This is a genomic window from Chitinophaga pinensis DSM 2588 (assembly GCF_000024005.1).
Lineage (GTDB): Bacteria > Bacteroidota > Bacteroidia > Chitinophagales > Chitinophagaceae > Chitinophaga > Chitinophaga pinensis.
Window position 1 is genome coordinate 3,227,669 of the sequence record NC_013132.1, and the last position, 18,731, is coordinate 3,246,399.

Annotated in this window: 20 protein-coding genes; 9 read left to right on the forward strand and 11 right to left on the reverse strand. The window is 45.2% G+C overall.

Features of this window, described 5'->3' with window-relative positions; all coding sequences use genetic code 11:
• Positions 1-96: 96 nt before the first annotated feature.
• Positions 97-1,290 (forward strand): MFS transporter, encoded by a 1,194-nt coding sequence (locus tag CPIN_RS13160; protein WP_012790294.1) that lies wholly within the window; start codon positions 97-99, stop codon positions 1,288-1,290.
• 64 nt (positions 1,291-1,354) lie between these two features.
• Here CPIN_RS13160 and CPIN_RS13165 read toward each other — a convergent pair whose 3' ends face one another.
• Entirely contained in the window at positions 1,355-2,836 is a 1,482-nt protein-coding gene (locus CPIN_RS13165; RefSeq protein ID WP_012790295.1) for an aminotransferase-like domain-containing protein, read from the reverse strand.
• A gap of 206 nt (positions 2,837-3,042) precedes the next feature.
• Here CPIN_RS13165 and CPIN_RS13170 point away from each other — a divergent pair, with 206 nt between their 5' ends.
• Positions 3,043-3,573 carry a GNAT family N-acetyltransferase gene (locus tag CPIN_RS13170; RefSeq protein ID WP_012790296.1) on the forward strand — a complete coding sequence of 177 codons (531 nt, stop codon included), beginning with the start codon at positions 3,043-3,045 and terminating at the stop codon, positions 3,571-3,573.
• A gap of 1 nt (position 3,574) precedes the next feature.
• A complete protein-coding gene (locus CPIN_RS13175) occupies positions 3,575-4,096 on the forward strand; it encodes a GNAT family N-acetyltransferase (RefSeq protein WP_012790297.1) in 522 nt (173 codons plus the stop codon).
• Between the two features lie 46 nt (positions 4,097-4,142).
• Here the strand turns inward: CPIN_RS13175 and CPIN_RS13180 are convergent, their stop codons facing one another.
• Positions 4,143-4,373, reverse strand: coding sequence for a WGR domain-containing protein (locus CPIN_RS13180; protein WP_012790298.1), 231 nt, complete (start codon positions 4,371-4,373; stop codon positions 4,143-4,145).
• A gap of 243 nt (positions 4,374-4,616) precedes the next feature.
• On the opposite strand from CPIN_RS13180, the gene CPIN_RS13185 reads away from it, so the two are divergent.
• The gene (locus tag CPIN_RS13185) at positions 4,617-6,428 is read left to right on the forward strand and encodes a hypothetical protein (protein ID WP_012790299.1); all 1,812 of its coding nucleotides are present in this window, start codon (positions 4,617-4,619) and stop codon (positions 6,426-6,428) included.
• Between the two features lie 88 nt (positions 6,429-6,516).
• Here the strand turns inward: CPIN_RS13185 and CPIN_RS13190 are convergent, their stop codons facing one another.
• Together CPIN_RS13190 and CPIN_RS13195 are read right to left on the reverse strand one after the other, a co-directional pair.
• On the reverse strand, positions 6,517-6,813 hold the full coding sequence (locus CPIN_RS13190) for a hypothetical protein (protein ID WP_012790300.1): 297 nt from the start codon (positions 6,811-6,813) through the stop codon (positions 6,517-6,519).
• 417 nt (positions 6,814-7,230) lie between these two features.
• Positions 7,231-8,685, reverse strand: a complete 1,455-nt coding sequence (locus tag CPIN_RS13195; RefSeq protein WP_012790302.1) for an MFS transporter — start codon at positions 8,683-8,685, stop codon at positions 7,231-7,233.
• Between the two features lie 165 nt (positions 8,686-8,850).
• Here CPIN_RS13195 and CPIN_RS13200 point away from each other — a divergent pair, with 165 nt between their 5' ends.
• Both CPIN_RS13200 and CPIN_RS13205 read left to right on the forward strand, forming a co-directional pair.
• Positions 8,851-9,210: a winged helix-turn-helix transcriptional regulator gene (locus tag CPIN_RS13200; RefSeq protein ID WP_012790303.1), complete on the forward strand. Its 360-nt coding sequence runs from the start codon at positions 8,851-8,853 to the stop codon at positions 9,208-9,210.
• A gap of 57 nt (positions 9,211-9,267) precedes the next feature.
• On the forward strand, positions 9,268-10,665 hold the full coding sequence (locus CPIN_RS13205; RefSeq protein ID WP_222838201.1) for a DUF3863 domain-containing protein: 1,398 nt from the start codon (positions 9,268-9,270) through the stop codon (positions 10,663-10,665).
• Between the two features lie 194 nt (positions 10,666-10,859).
• On the opposite strand, the gene CPIN_RS13210 is transcribed toward CPIN_RS13205, so the two are convergent.
• The gene (locus CPIN_RS13210; RefSeq protein ID WP_012790305.1) at positions 10,860-11,210 is read right to left on the reverse strand and encodes a winged helix-turn-helix transcriptional regulator; all 351 of its coding nucleotides are present in this window, start codon (positions 11,208-11,210) and stop codon (positions 10,860-10,862) included.
• Positions 11,211-11,308: 98 nt separating this feature from the next.
• Between CPIN_RS13210 and CPIN_RS13215 the strand changes: the two genes are divergently transcribed.
• Complete coding sequence (locus CPIN_RS13215; protein WP_044218572.1) at positions 11,309-12,349, forward strand: NAD(P)-dependent alcohol dehydrogenase; 1,041 nt, start codon at positions 11,309-11,311, stop codon at positions 12,347-12,349.
• 61 nt (positions 12,350-12,410) lie between these two features.
• On the opposite strand, the gene CPIN_RS13220 is transcribed toward CPIN_RS13215, so the two are convergent.
• From CPIN_RS13220 to CPIN_RS13235, 4 genes are all read right to left on the reverse strand, one after another.
• The gene (locus CPIN_RS13220) at positions 12,411-12,998 is read right to left on the reverse strand and encodes a chemotaxis protein CheB (protein WP_012790307.1); all 588 of its coding nucleotides are present in this window, start codon (positions 12,996-12,998) and stop codon (positions 12,411-12,413) included.
• A gap of 88 nt (positions 12,999-13,086) precedes the next feature.
• Complete coding sequence (locus CPIN_RS13225; protein ID WP_071820373.1) at positions 13,087-13,503, reverse strand: nucleoside deaminase; 417 nt, start codon at positions 13,501-13,503, stop codon at positions 13,087-13,089.
• Positions 13,504-13,568: 65 nt separating this feature from the next.
• Positions 13,569-14,000: a MarR family winged helix-turn-helix transcriptional regulator gene (locus CPIN_RS13230; protein WP_012790309.1), complete on the reverse strand. Its 432-nt coding sequence runs from the start codon at positions 13,998-14,000 to the stop codon at positions 13,569-13,571.
• A 49-nt stretch (positions 14,001-14,049) separates the two neighbouring features.
• The gene (locus CPIN_RS13235; protein WP_012790310.1) at positions 14,050-14,550 is read right to left on the reverse strand and encodes a GNAT family N-acetyltransferase; all 501 of its coding nucleotides are present in this window, start codon (positions 14,548-14,550) and stop codon (positions 14,050-14,052) included.
• A 215-nt stretch (positions 14,551-14,765) separates the two neighbouring features.
• Here CPIN_RS13235 and CPIN_RS13240 point away from each other — a divergent pair, with 215 nt between their 5' ends.
• Both CPIN_RS13240 and CPIN_RS13245 read left to right on the forward strand, forming a co-directional pair.
• Positions 14,766-15,563 (forward strand): SDR family oxidoreductase, encoded by a 798-nt coding sequence (locus CPIN_RS13240; protein ID WP_012790312.1) that lies wholly within the window; start codon positions 14,766-14,768, stop codon positions 15,561-15,563.
• 60 nt (positions 15,564-15,623) lie between these two features.
• Entirely contained in the window at positions 15,624-16,538 is a 915-nt protein-coding gene (locus CPIN_RS13245) for a helix-turn-helix domain-containing protein (protein WP_012790313.1), read from the forward strand.
• 3 nt (positions 16,539-16,541) lie between these two features.
• On the opposite strand, the gene CPIN_RS13250 is transcribed toward CPIN_RS13245, so the two are convergent.
• Positions 16,542-17,294 carry a LytR/AlgR family response regulator transcription factor gene (locus tag CPIN_RS13250; protein ID WP_012790314.1) on the reverse strand — a complete coding sequence of 251 codons (753 nt, stop codon included), beginning with the start codon at positions 17,292-17,294 and terminating at the stop codon, positions 16,542-16,544.
• Positions 17,291-18,727, reverse strand: coding sequence for a sensor histidine kinase (locus CPIN_RS13255; protein ID WP_012790315.1), 1,437 nt, complete (start codon positions 18,725-18,727; stop codon positions 17,291-17,293). Before CPIN_RS13255 ends, CPIN_RS13250 begins: the two co-directional genes overlap by 4 nt.
• Positions 18,728-18,731 lie beyond the last annotated feature (4 nt).

Sequence of the window (18,731 nt, forward strand, 5' to 3'; positions counted from 1 at the left end):
CCTTAAATAGCTGAACGAGGTACTCTATTATACTTAATTTTAAAGTTTACTGCTGGGATAATTGTCGTCAGCACAATTAAATAATAACAAACCGGAATGAAGAAGAGTTTATTCCCCCTGATGTTGGGCGGACTGGGAATTGGAACAACAGAATTTGTCATGATGGGATTACTGCCTGATATCGCGTTGGGCATGAAGATCACGATACCAGAGGCAGGTCATATGATCTCTTCCTATGCCCTGGGCGTAGTAATCGGTGCGCCTCTACTGGTATTGATGAGTGGCAGCTATCCGCCGAAGAAGATACTGATCGGACTCATGATCGTTTTTACTGCTTTCAATGGCTTATCTGCTTTTGCACCTTCACCTTTTACTTTGCTGCTCGCGCGCTTTTTCTCAGGACTGCCGCATGGCGCTTTCTTTGGCGTGGGTTCAGTAGTGGCCAGCCGGCTGGCAGATAAAGGCAAACAGGCACAGGCCATCTCTATGATGTTTGCCGGTCTTACGATCGCTAACCTCTTACTCGTACCAGTAGGTACCTGGGTTGGGCATCACTTTTTATGGCGTTATACCTTTGGCATAGTAGCCCTGATCGGCGTGATTACATTGATATTCCTGAAAGCCTGGTTACCGGCCTTGCCTGCCGAACAGGAAGGTGATACCCGTTCCCAGTTCCAGATATTCAGGAACCCCGAAACATGGTTGATCATTCTTATCACCGCAATCGGTACCGGTGGATTATTCGCCTGGATCAGTTATATCGCGCCTTTGATGACCAATATCTCACGTTTCCCTGCTGACAGCGTATCCGGTATCATGGTACTGGCAGGATTCGGTATGGTGGTTGGAAACTTTATCGGTGGTCGTATGGCAGATAAATTTGACCCTGCCAAAACCTGTGCAGGTTTATTAGTCGCTATGGCTATCACCCTGACCTGTATCTACTTCTTTTCTGCCATTCAACCCGTATCACTGGTGCTGACCTTTATTGCAGGGGCATTATCTATCGCGCTGGCAGCACCTATCCAGATACTGATGATAGGAACGGCAAAAGGTGCTGAAATGCTCGGTGCTGGTGTAACACAAGCTGCTTTTAATATTGGTAACTCCCTTGGTGCATTCCTGGGTGGCCTGCCGCTCATCGCCGGTTATGGTTATAACTCTCCGGTACTGGTGGGTTCCTTAATGGCCGTTGGCGGTGTGCTCTTTGCTGTCATACTGATCAAAAGACAGGCTGCTATGCCTGTGCCACAGACAGCTCGTGTAAAATCAAGCGTAACCTTCCACTAAAAGGAATATAGTATATCGTAACAGCCGCTGTATCGCTCTGACGAACAGCGGCTGTTTGTTTTTATTAAAACAGGCTCTCTCTCAATATGTCAACACTCTTTGTCAATTCTGTTGTAGACGCAGAAGCAAAACCTAATCTCAGCGCATTCGCATTAAATTGTGGATAAACATGCACCTTTCCGTTGGAAATAGTCAGTCCTTTTTTGAATACATTTGCTGACAGTAGTGAAAGGTCCACAGCCTGATCAAAGACCGTCCAGACAGACATACCTCCTTCAGGCACCCCAAACTTTACCACATCTTTTAACTGCTGTTGCAGTAATCCACAGAAATGATCCCGCCGTTCTTCATACACAGGTAAAGTTCTGCGCAGATAACGTTGTATCGTCCCGTCATTCAATAAATCCGCCATCGCATTATCCAGGATATGATCTCCCTGCCGGTCCAGCAGTATACGTGCCCTGGATAACAGTTCAATCACATTCTCCGCTGCCACCAGGTAACCCATCCGGAAAGCAGGAGAGAAGCTCTTACTAAAAGATCCACAGTAGATCACCATCCCGTTTTCATCTGCACTGGCCAATGGGGAAAGTGGCCGGTGCTTAAAGTGAAAATCAAAATCATAATCATCCTCAAAGATGATAAACCCGTATTGATTGGCAAGCCGCAGCAGTTCCAGTCTTCTGTCAATACGCAAAGCCACAGTGGTCGGATAATGATGATGTGGCGTTACGTACACCATTCTCACAGGTTGTTGCACACAGATCTTACGCAGCTCCTCCACCACTAATCCATGTTCATCTACCGGTATACCAATATGTGTAGCACCGCTATGTGCAAAATTATGCTGCGCCCTTTTCCACCCGGGCACACCGGATACAATCACATCTCCCGGACTGATCAGCGCATTACACACCAGGTTAATTCCCATCAGGGTACCTCTGACAGATAAGATATTCCGGTAAGTAGTTTTTAGTCCGCGGGTATCATTGAGATAGTCAGACAAAGCCTGCCGGTAGTGTTTCGGACCAGCAGCATTGCCATAACTCCCAAATTGATAATACAATCCGCCTCGGCTTAACTGGCTCCGGTAGGCCCGGTAAAACTCTTTCAGCGGCGCTAATCTCGGGTCCGGAAAACCATCGTCCAGGTGATAAGTCGTCACAGGTACATCCTGCGTATTATCAGGATAGTCTTTAGAGGGAATAGTGAACCCCGCTTTGACTGCTGCTGCTGCCATTGTTGTCCGGATCAGTTTTTCACGTGTATGATCGCCCAGATGACTGGAAACAAACGTCCCCCGGCCTACCGCACTCTCCAGCCAACCCTGTAACTGTAGTTCTTCATAGGCCCTGGACACCGTGATCCGGTTGACTTGTAATAGTGCCGCCAGATCCCTGCTACCCGGCAATTTTTGTCCGGAACGCAGCTTTCCCTGCCTGATCAATGTCAGTACAGCATCCGCCAATTGCAGGTAAACCGATCTTTCCGCAGAAAAATCAGGCTTTATGCCCGCAAAGACCTGTAGTATAATTGGACTATCCATTATCTTCGAATTGGACTATGAAGGTAATCCAATGTTTGAATAAGTTTGCACCGCCGCCATCGGCAAAGCCCGGAACTGTATCAATGTGCAATGACAGACGCCTGCGTTTAATGACAGCGCCATTAAGTTCTATAAACGAATTGGTGGCATAACAAAACACAAAGTAAGATTTACACTATCACGCTAAATAAACTGACAGAAAGTATATGCAGTTCAATCTTCAACCCACACTGGAAAATGAACGGGTCATCCTTTACCCGCTGAAGGAAGACGATTTTGAGTTATTATACCAGGTTGCATCCGATCCGCTGGTATGGGAACAGCATCCTAATAAAGACCGCTGGAAAAGGGACGTATTTCAAAACTTCTTTGAGGGCGCCCTGCAAAGCAAAGGCGCATTTAAGATTGTACACAAAGAAACGGGTGAAGTCATGGGCAGCACACGTATCTACGATTACAATCCGGAAGATAACAGCATCCTGATCGGCTATACTTTCTATGGCAGAAAGTACTGGGGAAAAGGACTGAATCAGTCCGTCAAGAAAATGATGCTTGACTATCTCTTCCGGTATGTATCCGCTGTGTATTTCCATATCGGTGCACAAAATATCCGTTCTCAGATTGCTATATCCCGCCTTGGTGCACAGAAAGCCAGCGAACAGGAAGTTGCGTATTTCGGAGAAAATCCTAAATTGAATTTTGTTTACGTCATCGAAAAAGAACAATACGGTTTATAGTATGGAAGATATCAGGATCAGTCAGGCATCTCCGGAGGAAGTAAGTGTTTTACAACAGATAGGAAAGCAGACGTTTTTCGAAGCCTTTGCGCACTGCAATACGGAATCAGATATGAAACAATATCTGGATAATAATTTCAGTAAGGAAAAAGTATTAACAGAGTTGAACAATCCCGAATCATTCTTCTACATCGTATGGGATGGTCCCGGTCCTATCGGTTACCTGAAACTGAATACCGGACAAGCACAGACCGACCTGAAAGAAGCAGATTCACTGGAAATAGAACGTATTTATGTACTGGGCGTTTACCATGGTAAAAAGGTAGGTCAGCTGCTGTATGAAAAGGCGCTGGAGGTTGCACAGCTACAACATAAGTCATCCATCTGGTTAGGCGTATGGGAAAACAATAAAAAAGCCATACGCTTCTATGAAAAGAATGGTTTTGTCCCTTTTAGTACACATGTTTTCCGGCTTGGGGAAGATGATCAGACAGATCTCCTGATGCGAAAAGTACTTGAATAAAGCTTTGCGCTATGAGAGGACAGTGCCTGCATAAGTCGCATGCTTTTTACAACCGGTAAGTATCCCCTAGTCTGAAATAAAAACTGTCGTCTTCTTTCTTCTCTTGTAATAATCGTTCATATTCCTTCGCTGCCATATTTGCATCCCCGAATACTTTCTCCGTCGTCACGCCCTTTGACCCCTTTCGTCCATGACGTGTTCTGACTACCCTGTGCTCTAACGTGATTTCAAAAAAACAGGATACATTCTCTTCCTGGTATTCAAAATATTCCATCATTTACCCGCTGATTTTATCTTCTTACTTATATTTACGTTCGCTTATTTGTCCTCCAAAATAGTTAGCGCAGGCAGCGAAAATGAAAATCTGGTATCTACAAATGCTCTACAAGAGAGTGAGAATGCCATCTACATGAAACTTACAAGAGCTTATATGTTGCACATAATCAATAAGATAGTCATATCCGTTATAATTACTTTTTTTTCAGCGACTGTTTGTGTGGCCAATATACCAGCGGACTCAATGAGCCGGGTTTTATTACAAAAAAATATCACAACTGAACAGCGGGTGATGACCCTCAGTCTGCTCGCAAGGGCAAAATCTATTACAGAAACTGATCATGCAATCAGCCTGGGCTTACAGGCTGTTCAACTCAGTCGCTCACTTTCAGATGTACAACATACCGCAATGGCATATGCCATATTGGCGCCTATCTATCTGCAAAAAAATGACCTCACTGCTGCTGCACAGATGGTAGATAGTGCTGTCTTTTATGCTACAATGACTGAGAATGCCCTGGCAAAAGGAATCGCCTGGTATAGAAAAGCCTGGATGGAAAACCTGCAGGGAAAGCCGCAGGAAGCACTCATAAGCGCACAACAGTCATTAAAATACCTGGAGCAAAGCAAAGATGTAAACTATCAGTCTTCTGTCTATTATATTATCGCCAGTATATATGCGAACCTGTATGATAGTCCCCTGCATAAGAAATACGCGCAGCTATGTTTGCAGGCTGCCATTAAAGACATGGACTATGATAACATCCTCATGGCCTATCAGACTTTAGGCACCTACTGGCAATATTATCACATGGAACACCAGGATGACCGCTCCGCACTGGATGCAGCCTTCTTCTACAACAGGGTAGCTATGCAGCTCTTCCTGGCCCGGAAAGACCGTATGATCTTTCATAGCACCATGGCCATTATAGCGCTCAATACCGCAGATCTCTATGCACAGAATCTCCCGGCGTCCTATCGTGACAGCGTATTTTATTACCTCGACTTTGCACAGAAGATAGGCATGGAAACCCATCATCTTGAGGTAGTGGCCAACTGTTATGGTATGAAAAGCGACTATGAAGTAGCCGCAGGTAATTATCAAAAAGCAGAAGGTCTCTTGCTGAAAGGACTGGAATTTGTGAATGCCGACAGTGCGCGGAACCTGGCTACCAAGGTACAGTTTATGAGCTCATTGGCAACAGTGGCCGAAAAACAAGGGCACTATAAAGAAGCCTACGAATACCAGCAGAAATATGCAGCCTTGTATACGGACCTGTATAATGAAGAAAAGATGAATATGACGAAGGAGCTGGAAGCAAAATACCAGGCAGAAAAAAATGCAACGGCACTCAGGACCTTAGAACAGACCGCCATATTGCATAAAAGACTAGGCTATCTGTATATTGGTCTGGGACTGGCCTCTGTGGCCGCTGCCGTCTTTCTTTTCAGATCCCTGCGATTCCGTTTGCGCCTGGTGCAGAAAGAAAAAGAAGATGCCGCTTTACTCGCACAGCTGAAACAGAATGAGAACAGGCAATTGGCCATGGAAAAACAGGAAGCCGAATTACAGGCCCGTCTCAGTGAAGAAGAAGCCATGCGGCTGATCGCAGAACATGAGCTCTTACAGGAAAGACAGGAACGCTTAGAAAAAGACCTCCTGGCCGGTACCCTGCAGGTAGAACAAAAAACAGTTTTGCTGCAAACCCTGCAACAGACAATTGCCAGGAACAGGAATGATAAATCTGTGTTATCACAACTCAACCATATCATCGAGCATGATAAAAAGCTGGATGAATCCTTCGCAGATAATAAAGCTGATTTTGATAACATCAGCCCTGAATTCTTTGAGAAGTTAAAAGAACGGTCTGCGAATATGCTCTCCCGATTGGACCTGAAACATTGCTCCTACATTTACCTTGGACTCACCAACAAGGAAGTAGCACAGCGACTGGGTATTGCGCCTAAAAGTATCATTATGGCGCGTTACCGCATTAAACTGAAGTTAAGTCTGGCAAAAGAAGAAGAACTGGATGAATATATCCGTTCCCTGTAATTTCCCGGAGCAACGATAAAATTAACCGGGGCTGATGAAGTGGTATACACACCTCATCAGCCCCGGTTTCCATAACAGCTTAAAGATCTTACAAGGTACCGGCTTGTACCAGTCGCTGCCCCAGTTCTCTGCCATGCGCCGTCAGAGAATAAATCTTCATCGGACTACCATCCGGATTGGTATACTCATGACTGGAATAAGTCAGGAAGCCATCACGCTGGGCCAATGTTAGAAAATGATCAAAGAGATTCGCAGCATCCACATTGTTAGCTGCCTCTTCAGGCGTAAAGAAAAAACCTTTTACTTCCTGGTAAGGGGCTGGATTGTACTGTTTTCTTGTCCAGAATTCGAGGATAATGTCGTTGGGATTAACAAAGAACTTCATTAGAAAAACGTATTTTATTACGCTTATATAACGCCTTTCCACTGCCGGATATTGTATGAAAAGAGGCCATTATTTAGCCCATTTTTCTCCTTTTATGATTTCTTTATCAATAGTTTATATTGTATTAAAATCCATACTGTCAAAGAACTTATGTAAAGTTACTATGACTCCCTGCATTGCCACTATCAGGTAGTATAAGAGATTATAAATCATTGGGTAAAGGTGATCAAGTCTACCTATACGCCGTGTATGAAGCATGTATACGTCGTGTTTACTTCGGGTACCCGGTAGGGGCAGAATATCTCCCTTTTCTTCGTATTATCCCCTTACTATCCCTTAATTACGTCGTTAATGCTTCGTTCATCAACGGAGCACTAACGGCGTAGTAAAGGGATAATGACGGTATAATAGGCATAATCAATCCTTTTTAACGGACAAAGCCGCGGCCACTACCAGTAAAAAGAACATATTAGCGCCCGTCGCCCAGCGATAAGCCGTCAGCCATTGCGCCAACGAAGGATGCGCTCCCAGGAACTGAAAAAAAAGTCCGCCGGTAATACACACCCCCAACGCAATAGAGATCTGTTGAAAAGTCACATACGCACCCGCCGCAGTAGATGCCAGATGTGTGGGGATTTTCTTTAATGTAATGGTAAGGAGGGAAGGCAATACCGATCCGCAGCCCATTCCATATAAAAACAGCACCGCCAGGAATACCTGCCGGTAGGCCGTGGCCGATAACAGCGCATCTGCAGGCGCCGTTTCCATGATCAGTATATGCACGAGCAACATGGTCAACATCAGCAGTACACCCGCCTGCAAGACAGCTTTTCCATACCGGACTGTCAGGCGGATAGAAAAGATAGCTGCCACCACATATCCTACGCCCTGTATGACGAAATAGTTGCCGGTGGAGGAAGGTGATAAGCCGATGCCGGTCTGCAGTAATACCGTATTAATCAGGAAATAAGAATCCTGCGCAATGAAATAGGCGGTTGCCGTCATCAGGCCGGTATTAAAACTGCGGTTATGGAATAATTGCAGATCAATCAGGGACTGCTTTCCTTTCTTTTGCTTGTAATACTGGTCCCTGATAAACCAGGCCAGTAATACAAAGGAAAGTGGCAATAAAAGCACACTCCACAAGGGCCAGCCCAATTCCCTTCCCCGGATCAATGGATAGATCAGTGCGATCAGTCCCAGGCTTAGCTTCAGCACACCGCTGTAGTCTGGTCGGCCGTTGATTTTGGTAGCAGGCGCCTTCAGCCAGTACGCCGCAGCGGCAGCAGATAATAGCCCTGCAGGCAGATTGACGAGGAACAGCCATCGCCAGCCGCTGATGGCACTTTGTATTTCCGGTAATAAGCCACCCAGGTACTGACCCAATACAGACGCAATGCCGGCAATAGCGCCATAAATACCCAAAGCCTTTGCCCGCTCATGATGTTCCGGAAAGAGGAATTGAATGTAGGCAATACTCTGTGGTACCATAAACGCGGCAAATGTGCCTTGCAGCAGCCGTGCAATATTCAGTTGCGTGGCATTTTGTGCAGCGGCACAACATACAGAAGCGACTGTAAATAGCAGCATGGACCAGATAAACACCTTTTTATGACCATAGTAATCCCCGAACCGTCCTCCGGTGATCAGAAATATCGCATGTCCCAGCAGATACAGGGCAATGACCATCTGGCTGTCGCCGTTTGTACCATGAATACCTTCCCGTATAGAGGGTAAAGCCACATTCACGATAAATAGATCCACCACGGAAAGAAAAGCCGCTGTTGAGACGATTAACAATGCTACCCAACGGTAGATCGACGGATAGGAAGTTGTTTTGTAAGTAATAGTCTGACGAAGCATCGTACGCATATCCTGTGTATAATTATCCCTAAGGATGGTTTTATGTATTTTTGTTGCAACAAAATTGAGCAGGTCATGCTTATCAGACAAGTAGTGTCACAGAACGTACCTGGTATGAAAAAAGATACTATTGATGAATAACAGTGGTTTAGTGAATTAAAAAAATACAGTGTGATGCAAAAAAAAACGGAAGACAGACAATCACAACCAATATCTGAAGAACAGCCACCCAATCCGATGATGGAAGCGATGCAGGCGATCGGGGGTAAATGGAAACTGTTATTGCTGGATACGATCCGCCGGGAATGCCCGAAACGTTTCGGTGAGTTGCGCAGAGAAATGGAACATATTACGCATACGACACTGACCGCACAGTTACGTGAGCTGGAAAGAGACGGTATTCTCACAAGAGAAGTATTTCCGGAAGTACCGCCAAGGGTAGAATATAAACTGACCGAATTGGGTAAACAACTGATCCCGATCATGGATGCCCTGTGTGCATGGGGAGAATTGTACGGCAAAGAGAAACCGTAATGTCTTTATTCGGGGTGTTCCTCCTTACTATTATTGTTCATGGAAAAAGTATACAACTTGAAGCATTGTTTGAAGGCATTATTGCTGCTGATTGTCACATTGGGATATGCACGTATGGTGATGGCCTCACCCGTCGCAGATACCGCTATCACACTGGATGGAAAACGTTTTGTGACCTTATGTATCATGATACGGACTACTCCCTGGGAAGTATCGAGAGATGTGAAACTGCATCCGCGTGATGAACGTAGCTGGCATACCCTGGAAGGGGTACGCGCACTAAGGGAAGCATTTGCAAAGAATAACCCTGACGGACGACTGACATGGGGATTTACCCTGAATGCGCTGGAAGAACAGGCGGAAAACTACAAACAGATCAGAGCCTACGTAGTGGAGTGTCAGCAGAAATATGGTGACGAAGTATCTTATTTCCCTGGTTATTTCCCGGCAATGTACCTGCCCAGGGAACGTGTAAACAGGGAAATGTCTGAAGCCATCCAACTGATATCGAAAATGGTAGGTAACGGATATCGCCCGAAATCTATTATGGGTGGTTTCCTCGCTGCAGATAATCTCCGTTACCTGGCAGAAAAAGAAGATATCCATGTTGCACACGCCGTGATCTGGAGTCAGCATAATATCGATGGTGGTGGTGCAGATGGTTCTCCTTCCTATCCCTTTTATCCTTCCAGAGAGCATTTCTGTAAGCCTGCACAGGGTAAAAAGGATTTTATTGACTGTGTAAACCTGGACGGCTGGACGGTCGATTTCCTGTGCGCACGTCGTAGCGGAGCAATGGGACACGGTATTGAAGGATATAACAGCCGCAGGGGCGTAGGTCCCATCGAGACCTATACAGGATGGGGACTGGACCTGGGCATCCGCGAAGTGATGCATACACAGGCCATTCACTTTGATAAAGGTGTGGAGTTAAATGGAATCGGTTGGGTGACGAATATCTGGGAAGCACAGATGACGCACGAGTTCGGACAGGAGTTTATCTGCAAAGCCATGGAAACCTGGGTGACAGAGACAAAAAAGCGCTGGCCGGATACCCGCTTTGTGACCTTCGGAGAGTTTGGGATGATGTGGCGTGAAAAGCACAAAACGAATGAGGATATGAACTATCGCTTTGTTGAACGGGGCTCCGGACTGGGAGATTCTTATAACAACCTGGAGATCCGCTGGTTCATGAATAAAACATTCCGGCTGGCGCTATTACGCGACTGGCATCAGAAGAATGCACCTGCTTACGTCATCGATTTTACCCGCTATGACCTGAAAGCAAAGGAACCGGCAGATCCGTCACCGGGCAAAGCAGCGAAAGACTGGAGTTTAATGAACGTCATCAACCAGAAAGGATTGCGCCCACAGGATAAACCTGTGTTGCTGCAACAGCTGGATCCCAACAATCAGGCGCTGATAAGAAAGTACTATCCTGATCTTTTTAAATGATTTAACACATGCGTAAAAATATATTGCACCCGCAATACCTGTATGGCGTATTGCGGGTAATGGGCAGTATGTTGCCCATAGCAAACGCTGTTGCAGAGACAGCCACAGGATTTGTCTATGTAGATAAAAACGGCAACGGAAAGAAGGATAAGCAGGAAATGGGATTACCAGGTGTTGCTGTCAGTAACGGCGTATCATACGCTTCGATACGCCCTCCTATGATCTTTTCCCCATTTAATCATTTCAGAAATGACAGGTATAAGCGTTTTGGCATATTCAGTGATCTCGTAATGAATAAGCATTCTTCCCTCCGTAGTAACCGTTCTTGAGATCAGTTTGTTGGCTTCCAGTTGTTGCAGTTCTTTCGACAGCATTCTGAAAGTGATATCGGGGATCGCTTTCCCGATCTCCCTGAATCTTTTATTCCCGCAGCTAAGCGCTGATATTATTTTCATTGTCCATTTTCCGCTGATTACAAACAAGGTGTCTTCAAGATATTTCAGGTCAACCTGAAGATCTATCTGCTGCCTGGATACTTTTTTCATAAACTACGTTTGATATACTATTGTATACTGCATACTAAAGTATACTGATTTTTAAATTTCTTTGTAAAAACTTTTACAAGACCAAAACGGCTGGCAGTATGGCATCAAAACATCAAATGGACAAACAAAAAGCAGTTATTCAATTACAGTATGGGAATAGCAGAGATGCTTTAATATTCTCTGATACACATCCGGTAAATGAGTTGATGGCAGACGAGGTAAAGATCAGGGTGTATGCAACTTCAGTAAACCCGATTGACTGGCAGATGATGGAAGGAAACAGGCGTTTAATTCATAAACGTACGTTTCCCTTTGTTCCTTTTTTTGATATCGCAGGTGATGTTGTTGCTGTCGGATCATCGGTCAGGAGATTTAAAACAGGGGATGCCGTATACTGTGATAACAAAATAAACGGCGGCGGTCTTTCTGAATATGTGAACGTGAAAGAAGACCTGGTCAGTATAAAACCTGCAAACATCAGTTATGCAGCGGCGGCGGCTGTTCCTTTGGCGGCGCAGACGGCATATCTGGCGCTTACAAAAGGCGGATTGACAAAGAATAGCCGTGTTTGTATTATAGGCGCCTCCGGAGGCGTAGGATCTTTTGCCGTACAAATCGCAAAAGCACTTGGCGCATCAACAGTAATCGGTGTGTGTAGTAAGAAGAACAGCGATTTTGTCAGATCCTTAGGCGCAGATATTACCGTTGACTATACCACTACAAAGTGGGCCGGTCTGCTGGATAAAAATTCACTGGATATGGTGATAGACTGTGTTGGTGGTAAGGAACAATGGCTAGATGCCAAAAAAGTGCTCCGTTCTCAGGGGCGGTTTGTTACGATAGCAAGAGATGAAGATGAAAAGGTGACTGTGCCCTCCGCCCTGAAATTAGCCGTCAATATAGGCTTAAGAATGATAAGTGCTTATTTCGGAAGAAAAATTGCCTACGTACCGGTTTTTCTGGATGCCTCACACACACTGTTGGACAAGGTAAGTGAGCTCATACAAGCGGGCAGGATCAATCCCTGGTTAGGTAAGATATATACATTTAATATGGACAATGTGCATCAGGTTATTCAGGAAAGTAAAACAGGAAGGATGGTCGGCAAGACGGTTATCCAGATTGCCGGTGACAAATGAGTGATGTTCCGGTGTCGTGTAAAAAGAAAATATAAAGACGTATAGAAAGGGTGAATGGATCTTATTGGTGCTGGGGAGAATTTGCAGTGGCAAGCGCCGTCAGTTTATTCACAATTTCCTCCGGCGTCAATATATAATCCGGGTGATCAAAAGCAATCAATCCCTGTGGCATCATCGGGAATTCGGCTGTTGCCGGATCCTGCACAATGACAACACCTTTTTCATTTTCTATCGCCTTCGCTCCTTTGATGCCGTCATATCCGGCTCCCGACAGTATCACCCCAATACTTTGCGATCCGATTTCTGCAGCCATTGCATGGAAGAAATGATCGATGGCCTGGTTGATCTTTTCGGTCTCCGGCCTCTCCGAAAGTATAAATGCACCGTCCTGAATCCCCAGGATCTTTCCTTCCGGCAGCACATAAATGCTGCCGCAGACAATATGCATACCATGGTATATGCGCAATACCGGCCTGAATACTGCGTTTTCCAGTATAGCATCCAGATGACTACGGTAATCAGGAAAAAGGTGTGGCACGATAACGAGAGCCGCATTTAAATCCCCGGGAAGCATTTTGAGGATGGACTTTAATGGTGGTAGTCCACCTGCCGAAATGCCAAAGGCGATTACTTTACATGGGAAACTCATACAAGTACTATCATGGGTATCTGATCAATAAAAATGCCATTACATCTGCCTTGTGCCGTTGTGCTGAATTATTTGCCGGCAGGACAGATCAATGAGTTGCTTTCTCTTCATATATAGTGATGACCGGTGGTTGGGCCCAGGACTTAAAATCAGGAGACGTCAGCAGATCGAAAGGCTGATGTGTGCCACCCAGTTCTCCGGAGTGTCTGGCAAACACTACTTCCGCGATCTTATAATGACGGATGACGTAGGAGCAGAGCAGGCAAGGCTCCACATTTGTATATAAGACGGATCCGGCCAGGCTGTCTGTATTGCGCAAGGCGTCCAGGATCGCCACTACTTCAGCATGGCGGGTAATGTCTTTCTGTTGTTTGCTCTTCTCTGAACCTTCTCCGATAATGATGCCATCTTTGACGATAACACTGCCTACCGGACTTTCACCTTCTTTTGCGGCTATGTCGGCAAGCTGATAGCAACGCGCCATAAATTTGTCGTTTGTATGCATCGTGTAGCAATATGAATGTTAGCTATGATTCGTATATCCTGTTAATAAGTAGCCGGCGTTTTGATTCAATGCTTACCCAGCAGCTCCCTGATCGCCTGCATGTGTCTTAGTAGCTCCTGCTGTTCTTCCTTTGTCAGTTTCTTTATCAATGCACCTATCTGCTGATTGGATGTATCATTCAGTTCATGAACAAGCTGAGTGCCTTTTTCAGTGAGAGATACCAGTGTTATTCTTGCATCTTCATCCGAAATCTCTTTTGAAATGATCCCCTTTTTCTCAAACTGCTTCAATATTCTGCTAAGGTAGCCTTTATCAATGTGTATTTCGGCCATGATCTGAGAGGCGCTCACGGGCTGATGTGAATATACTTCATATAAGGTTCGCGCCTCTACAAGAGAATAGTCGCTATTTAGTAAATGGTCGTCCAGCAGGCCGATCAGATCCGTGTAATACCTGTTAAATGCTCTTATACTTTCGATGATTTTTTTATCTTTCATAAAATGCGTTATTAGCGCCGGACACACGCTCAGATCATGAGGGGCGAAATTAAGACAATGTCAGGTCATAACGACGTTCGATTAATGGTTTATCGAACGTTTCAGAGTACTTTTCCTCAGTCAGGGTAAATCCTAATTTAGTATACAAGGCAATAGCAGCATGTTGCTCCTCCGAGGTCAGTAAGTAAATGTGCCGGATGCCTTTCTCCCGCACGAACCCTATAAACTCCTCCAGGAGCTTTTTGCCGAGACCAATGCCCCGGTACTCCGGCTGGAAAATGAAATAACGCAGCTGTATCTGGGTGCCTCTGTATTGTGCTACAAGGGAGCCAATGATCCTTCCCTCATGCTGGCAGATCCATACCTTGTCCTGTGTAGGATTGTACGCCCGGGCAAAGTCTTTTAAGCCTTCCAGTACATAGGCTTCAAAGTTGATGCCGTAACCGCATTCCCTGGCATAAAGGTCGCCGTGCATATGGGCTATATAGCCAAGGTCACCCGGCAGTAAGGTGTTTCTTATCTGTATATCCGATAATTCGATCTTACGCATATTGTTCCTGTTAATTGAGATTGTAATAAAAGGTTGACTTTTTCAACCAATTCATAGCGCGAAGTAAAGTAAATAAGTTGAAAAAGTCAACCTATTTAATAATAAAATATATGACTACGGTTGCAGGATACTTTACTAACCCGGATACAACATTTACCAATCCGGCTATTACGGCGGGTGCTGGTTCCCTCAATTTTGTGGTATAAACACAACACATGAAAACGATCTTTATTACAGGCGCTTCCTCCGGATTAGGTAAAGCTACCGCCAGATTATTCTCTGCCCGGGGCTGGCGCGTAATAGCGTCTATGCGGAACCCTGAAAAGGAAACAGACCTGCTTCAGCTGGATAATGTAATACTCATATCACTGGATGTAACCGATCCTGTACAGATTGAAAAGACAGTAGGAAAGATTACACAGCAATACGAGCTGGATGTAGTATTTAATAATGCCGGTTATGGCCTGATTGCGCCACTGGAAGCAGTGAGCGATCAGCAGATCACCCGGCAGTTTGAAACAAACGTCATGGGCGTGATCAGGATCACCAAAGCCTTTATTCCTTATTTCCGGGAAAAGGGTAGGGGACTCTTTATCACTACGACTTCTATGGGAGGCGTGTTCGGTCCTCCCCTGAGTTCCGTGTACTGTGCCAGTAAATTTGCCATGGAGGGCTGGACGGCAGCATTGTCTTATGAATTAGGTCAACTGGGAATCGGGATCAAAACAGTGGCGCCTGGTGGTATCAAAACCGACTTTACAGGCCGCTCTCTTGACACTGCGGCACATCCTGCCTATGAAAAGATGATGGGACAGTTATACGCAGGCTTTGATCCCACAGCTTTTACAACAGCTGAGCAGATTGCGGAGGTGGTGTATGAAGCAGCTACCGACGGGAAAGAACAGCTACGCTACCTGGCGGGTGAGGATGCAAAAACACTGTATGCCCGCAGCCTTGCCATTGGCAATGACGCTTTTCATAAAGAAAGAACAACGCTTTTCTTCGGAGAATAAGCCAGCTCAATATCACGGTGAAGGGATAGAATTCCCTTCACTTTTAAATACATTTGTATCATGGGACAGAAAAAAGCGCCGCCTGTATTTAACTCCGTATCTGAATTACTCAGAGCATTGGGACTACCTGCTCCGCAACACCCATTACTCACCGTCACCAACTACGCGGAGATTACTGCTGATGTGACCGAACTCTCCAAAGGGATGGTCCTGAATATGTATAAGATCTCCCTTAAATTTAACTTCAGGGGAAAGATTAAGTACGGACAACAGTACTACGACTTTGACGAAGGCGGACTGAGTTTTGCATCTCCAATGCAGGTGATTGCCGCAGGGGAGGAAGAAGCGGATTACAGCGGACTGACCTTACTCATCCATCCTGATTTCCTGCGTAATTATCCCCTGGCTAAAACAATCAAAGATTATGGCTTCTTTGATTACTCCGTGAATGAAGCACTCGGTCTTTCCGAACAGGAAAAAGACGTCATCATGGGCATCTTTGAAAGCATCAAACGGGAGCTACATGCAGCTATCGATCACTTTAGTCAGGATATTATTATCTCACAAATAGAACAGCTACTCAATTACAGTAACCGTTTCTACAACCGTCAGTTTATCACCCGGAAAGCCGTGCACAACGATCAGCTCTCCACTTTAGATGATATGTTGCGCAACTATTTCGATCGCAATAATGCCTTGTTTGAAGGTATCCCCGCTGTAGAGGAAATAGCGGCTAAACTCAACGTGTCCCAACGTTATCTCAGTGATATGTTACGCACACTGGTAGGCGTAAATACACAGCAATACATCCAGCTGAAAATGATCCACAAGGCAAGGGAGTTATTGAGTACAACAGATCTTACTATCGCAGAAATAGCCTATCAGCTGGGATTTGAATATCCGCAGTCCTTCAATAAATTCTTTAAGAAACAAACGACGCTCTCTCCGCTGGACTTCAGGAAATCATTCAACTAGCCGTTACATACGGAGTAAGGATTTCACCAGACTCTTTCTTTGCTTTGAAATAGGGATCTTCTTTGCCGTATCCTGCAGGATCAGGTAACCGGCGTCTTCATTCAGCATACTTGTTACATGTATGCGGTTTACCAGGTGTGATTGATGACAGCGAATAAACCCATAGGGGCTTAGTAATTCCTCATATTCATAGAGGGGTTTTGATATCAGGTGTTCACTGCCATTGGTAAGAAAAAAGGTTGTATAGTTATTGGATGACTCACACCGGATAATCTCCTTTACCGGTACAAAAAAGGTCTCTTTTTGTGTCGGTAAGGCAATCTTCTGGTAGGCATCCGGCTGCTGCTGATCCAGTAAATGTAGCAGATTACCAAGTCGCTGGTGTTGGTTTTTGCTATTGACAGACTCCTCTATTTTACTGACGGTGATCTTTAGTTCTTCGATATTGATAGGCTTCAGCAGGTAATCCAGGGCAGAGAATTTCACCGCCATGATGCCATAGGCATCGTATGCGGTCACAAACACCACTTCAAAGTCAATCTCCTTGATGGACCTTAACAGGTCAAAGCCATTTTCGTCCGGCATCTCGATATCCAGGAAGACAACGTCCGGTTTAAGCTGCATAATAGCCTTTCTTGCAGCCGCTGCATTCATCGCAGATCCCGTTACTTCGATCGCCTTACAATGTCTGTTGAGTAAGGCTCGCAGGTTATTGATATTGATGATTTCGTCATCTACGATGATAGCCGTGATCATTGATTTATCCAGTTGTGAAAGATTAAAACAGCCGCTGTGCCTGATTGCTTATTAAAAGTAAGACTTATTGACTGTGTACGATGGAATAGTTTATTCGCCGTCTGTATCCTGGCTTCCGTCAGTCGCAGACCATAACCTGGTTCGGCGCTTGTTTGTTTCCAGGTACCATTATCACTGATGATAATGACGAGGGTATCTTTCTTGTCTCCTTCTTTACAGATAATATGGAGCCGCCCTTTATCGCCCGTACCTGCCATACCGTGATGAACAGCATTCTCTATCAATGGCTGTAGCAGGAGGGTAGGTATTTCAATGTCCGTAGGATGTAAAGTTTCGGCTACTTCTATCTGCCAGCTGAAGTTAAATCTTAAAGCCTCTAATCCGATGTAGAGCCGCATCATATCCAATTCCTGATCCAGTGTATTGAGCACCTGCTGGCTTTTGGATAATGCTTTCCTTAGTAAGGAACTGAACTCCTGTAAGTACAGGTTCGCTTCATCGATACGGCCGGTGTTCATCAATCCCTGGATAGTGCTGAGGGCATTGAAGGTAAAGTGCGGATTTAACAGGGATTGTAATTTGATAGCGGCATCTTCCAGTTTATCCTGCTTTGCTTTGGAGGTACGAAGTTTTCTTTTAAAACCCTTTATGATAGTCAGCAGACAAATTGCGATCAACAGCAAGGTAAGCGCAATATATACGACCGGGGACTGATACCAATAACCTTGTACGCTCAGGTAACAGCTGCCCATATTTTCCTGTTGAATAGAATACCTGAACCATAACTGATATTCTGTATTTGAATCAAAGTCAAATGGCCCGGCGCCTGTATTGCTGACAACATAGGTTGTTTTCCTGGTTTTCAGGTTGACGAGTGTGTATTCAATTTCAGTACTGTCGATTTCAGGTATACCTGCGAGTCCCACTGCGATTTTTTCCCCTGGTTGGAGTTGTATTTTAACAGGGTTATTATGGGAAATACGCGTTGAAAGTACATGTCCTCGTTGCTTCCTGTACAGCATGATATCCGGTATCAGCTGCACCCTTTTAATAAGATAGCTGATGATAAGCGAGTCCGTCTGCTGATTTCGTATATCAACCGTGTATTCCTGTCCTACCTTAAGATACAGCGGTGTACCCTTTCCTGCTGAGAAGCTATCTCTGGACTTGTTTTTACTGTTCGTGTAATACGCATCATAATAATGCGGAGGCAGCGGGGAGCCAGCCGTTTGATCCGGATCTATTGTAATAAATCCACCGGCAGTATAGACCCGCACAAGACGCTGGTCAGGCAGCTTCTCTATTCGGCTGGAAAGAAGTCCGGAACCGCTTATGCGAATAGCGGATAAGCGTATGGTGTTGGATGCCTGTGCATTCGCAGAAGACAATCCGATAAAAAACGCCAGTATAAACAGGAGATTTGCTGTGCGCATTCGA

Excerpts from the sequence above, each read along its gene's own strand:
- CPIN_RS13255 (WP_012790315.1), bottom strand. The coding sequence starts at position 18,727 with ATGCGCACAGCAAATCTCCTGTTTATACTGGCGTTTTTTATCGGATTG.
- CPIN_RS13180 (WP_012790298.1), bottom strand. The coding sequence starts at position 4,373 with ATGATGGAATATTTTGAATACCAGGAAGAGAATGTATCCTGTTTTTTT.
- CPIN_RS13170 (WP_012790296.1), top strand. The coding sequence starts at position 3,043 with ATGCAGTTCAATCTTCAACCCACACTGGAAAATGAACGGGTCATCCTT.
- CPIN_RS13210 (WP_012790305.1), bottom strand. The coding sequence starts at position 11,210 with ATGAAAAAAGTATCCAGGCAGCAGATAGATCTTCAGGTTGACCTGAAA.
- CPIN_RS13200 (WP_012790303.1), top strand. The coding sequence starts at position 8,851 with ATGCAAAAAAAAACGGAAGACAGACAATCACAACCAATATCTGAAGAA.
- CPIN_RS13195 (WP_012790302.1), bottom strand. The coding sequence starts at position 8,685 with ATGCGTACGATGCTTCGTCAGACTATTACTTACAAAACAACTTCCTAT.
- CPIN_RS13190 (WP_012790300.1), bottom strand. The coding sequence starts at position 6,813 with ATGAAGTTCTTTGTTAATCCCAACGACATTATCCTCGAATTCTGGACA.
- CPIN_RS13230 (WP_012790309.1), bottom strand. The coding sequence starts at position 14,000 with ATGAAAGATAAAAAAATCATCGAAAGTATAAGAGCATTTAACAGGTAT.
- CPIN_RS13240 (WP_012790312.1), top strand. The coding sequence starts at position 14,766 with ATGAAAACGATCTTTATTACAGGCGCTTCCTCCGGATTAGGTAAAGCT.
- CPIN_RS13245 (WP_012790313.1), top strand. The coding sequence starts at position 15,624 with ATGGGACAGAAAAAAGCGCCGCCTGTATTTAACTCCGTATCTGAATTA.
- CPIN_RS13220 (WP_012790307.1), bottom strand. The coding sequence starts at position 12,998 with ATGAGTTTCCCATGTAAAGTAATCGCCTTTGGCATTTCGGCAGGTGGA.
- CPIN_RS13225 (WP_071820373.1), bottom strand. The coding sequence starts at position 13,503 with ATGCATACAAACGACAAATTTATGGCGCGTTGCTATCAGCTTGCCGAC.
- CPIN_RS13160 (WP_012790294.1), top strand. The coding sequence starts at position 97 with ATGAAGAAGAGTTTATTCCCCCTGATGTTGGGCGGACTGGGAATTGGA.
- CPIN_RS13215 (WP_044218572.1), top strand. The coding sequence starts at position 11,309 with ATGGCATCAAAACATCAAATGGACAAACAAAAAGCAGTTATTCAATTA.
- CPIN_RS13250 (WP_012790314.1), bottom strand. The coding sequence starts at position 17,294 with ATGATCACGGCTATCATCGTAGATGACGAAATCATCAATATCAATAAC.
- CPIN_RS13235 (WP_012790310.1), bottom strand. The coding sequence starts at position 14,550 with ATGCGTAAGATCGAATTATCGGATATACAGATAAGAAACACCTTACTG.
- CPIN_RS13185 (WP_012790299.1), top strand. The coding sequence starts at position 4,617 with ATGAGCCGGGTTTTATTACAAAAAAATATCACAACTGAACAGCGGGTG.
- CPIN_RS13175 (WP_012790297.1), top strand. The coding sequence starts at position 3,575 with ATGGAAGATATCAGGATCAGTCAGGCATCTCCGGAGGAAGTAAGTGTT.
- CPIN_RS13165 (WP_012790295.1), bottom strand. The coding sequence starts at position 2,836 with ATGGATAGTCCAATTATACTACAGGTCTTTGCGGGCATAAAGCCTGAT.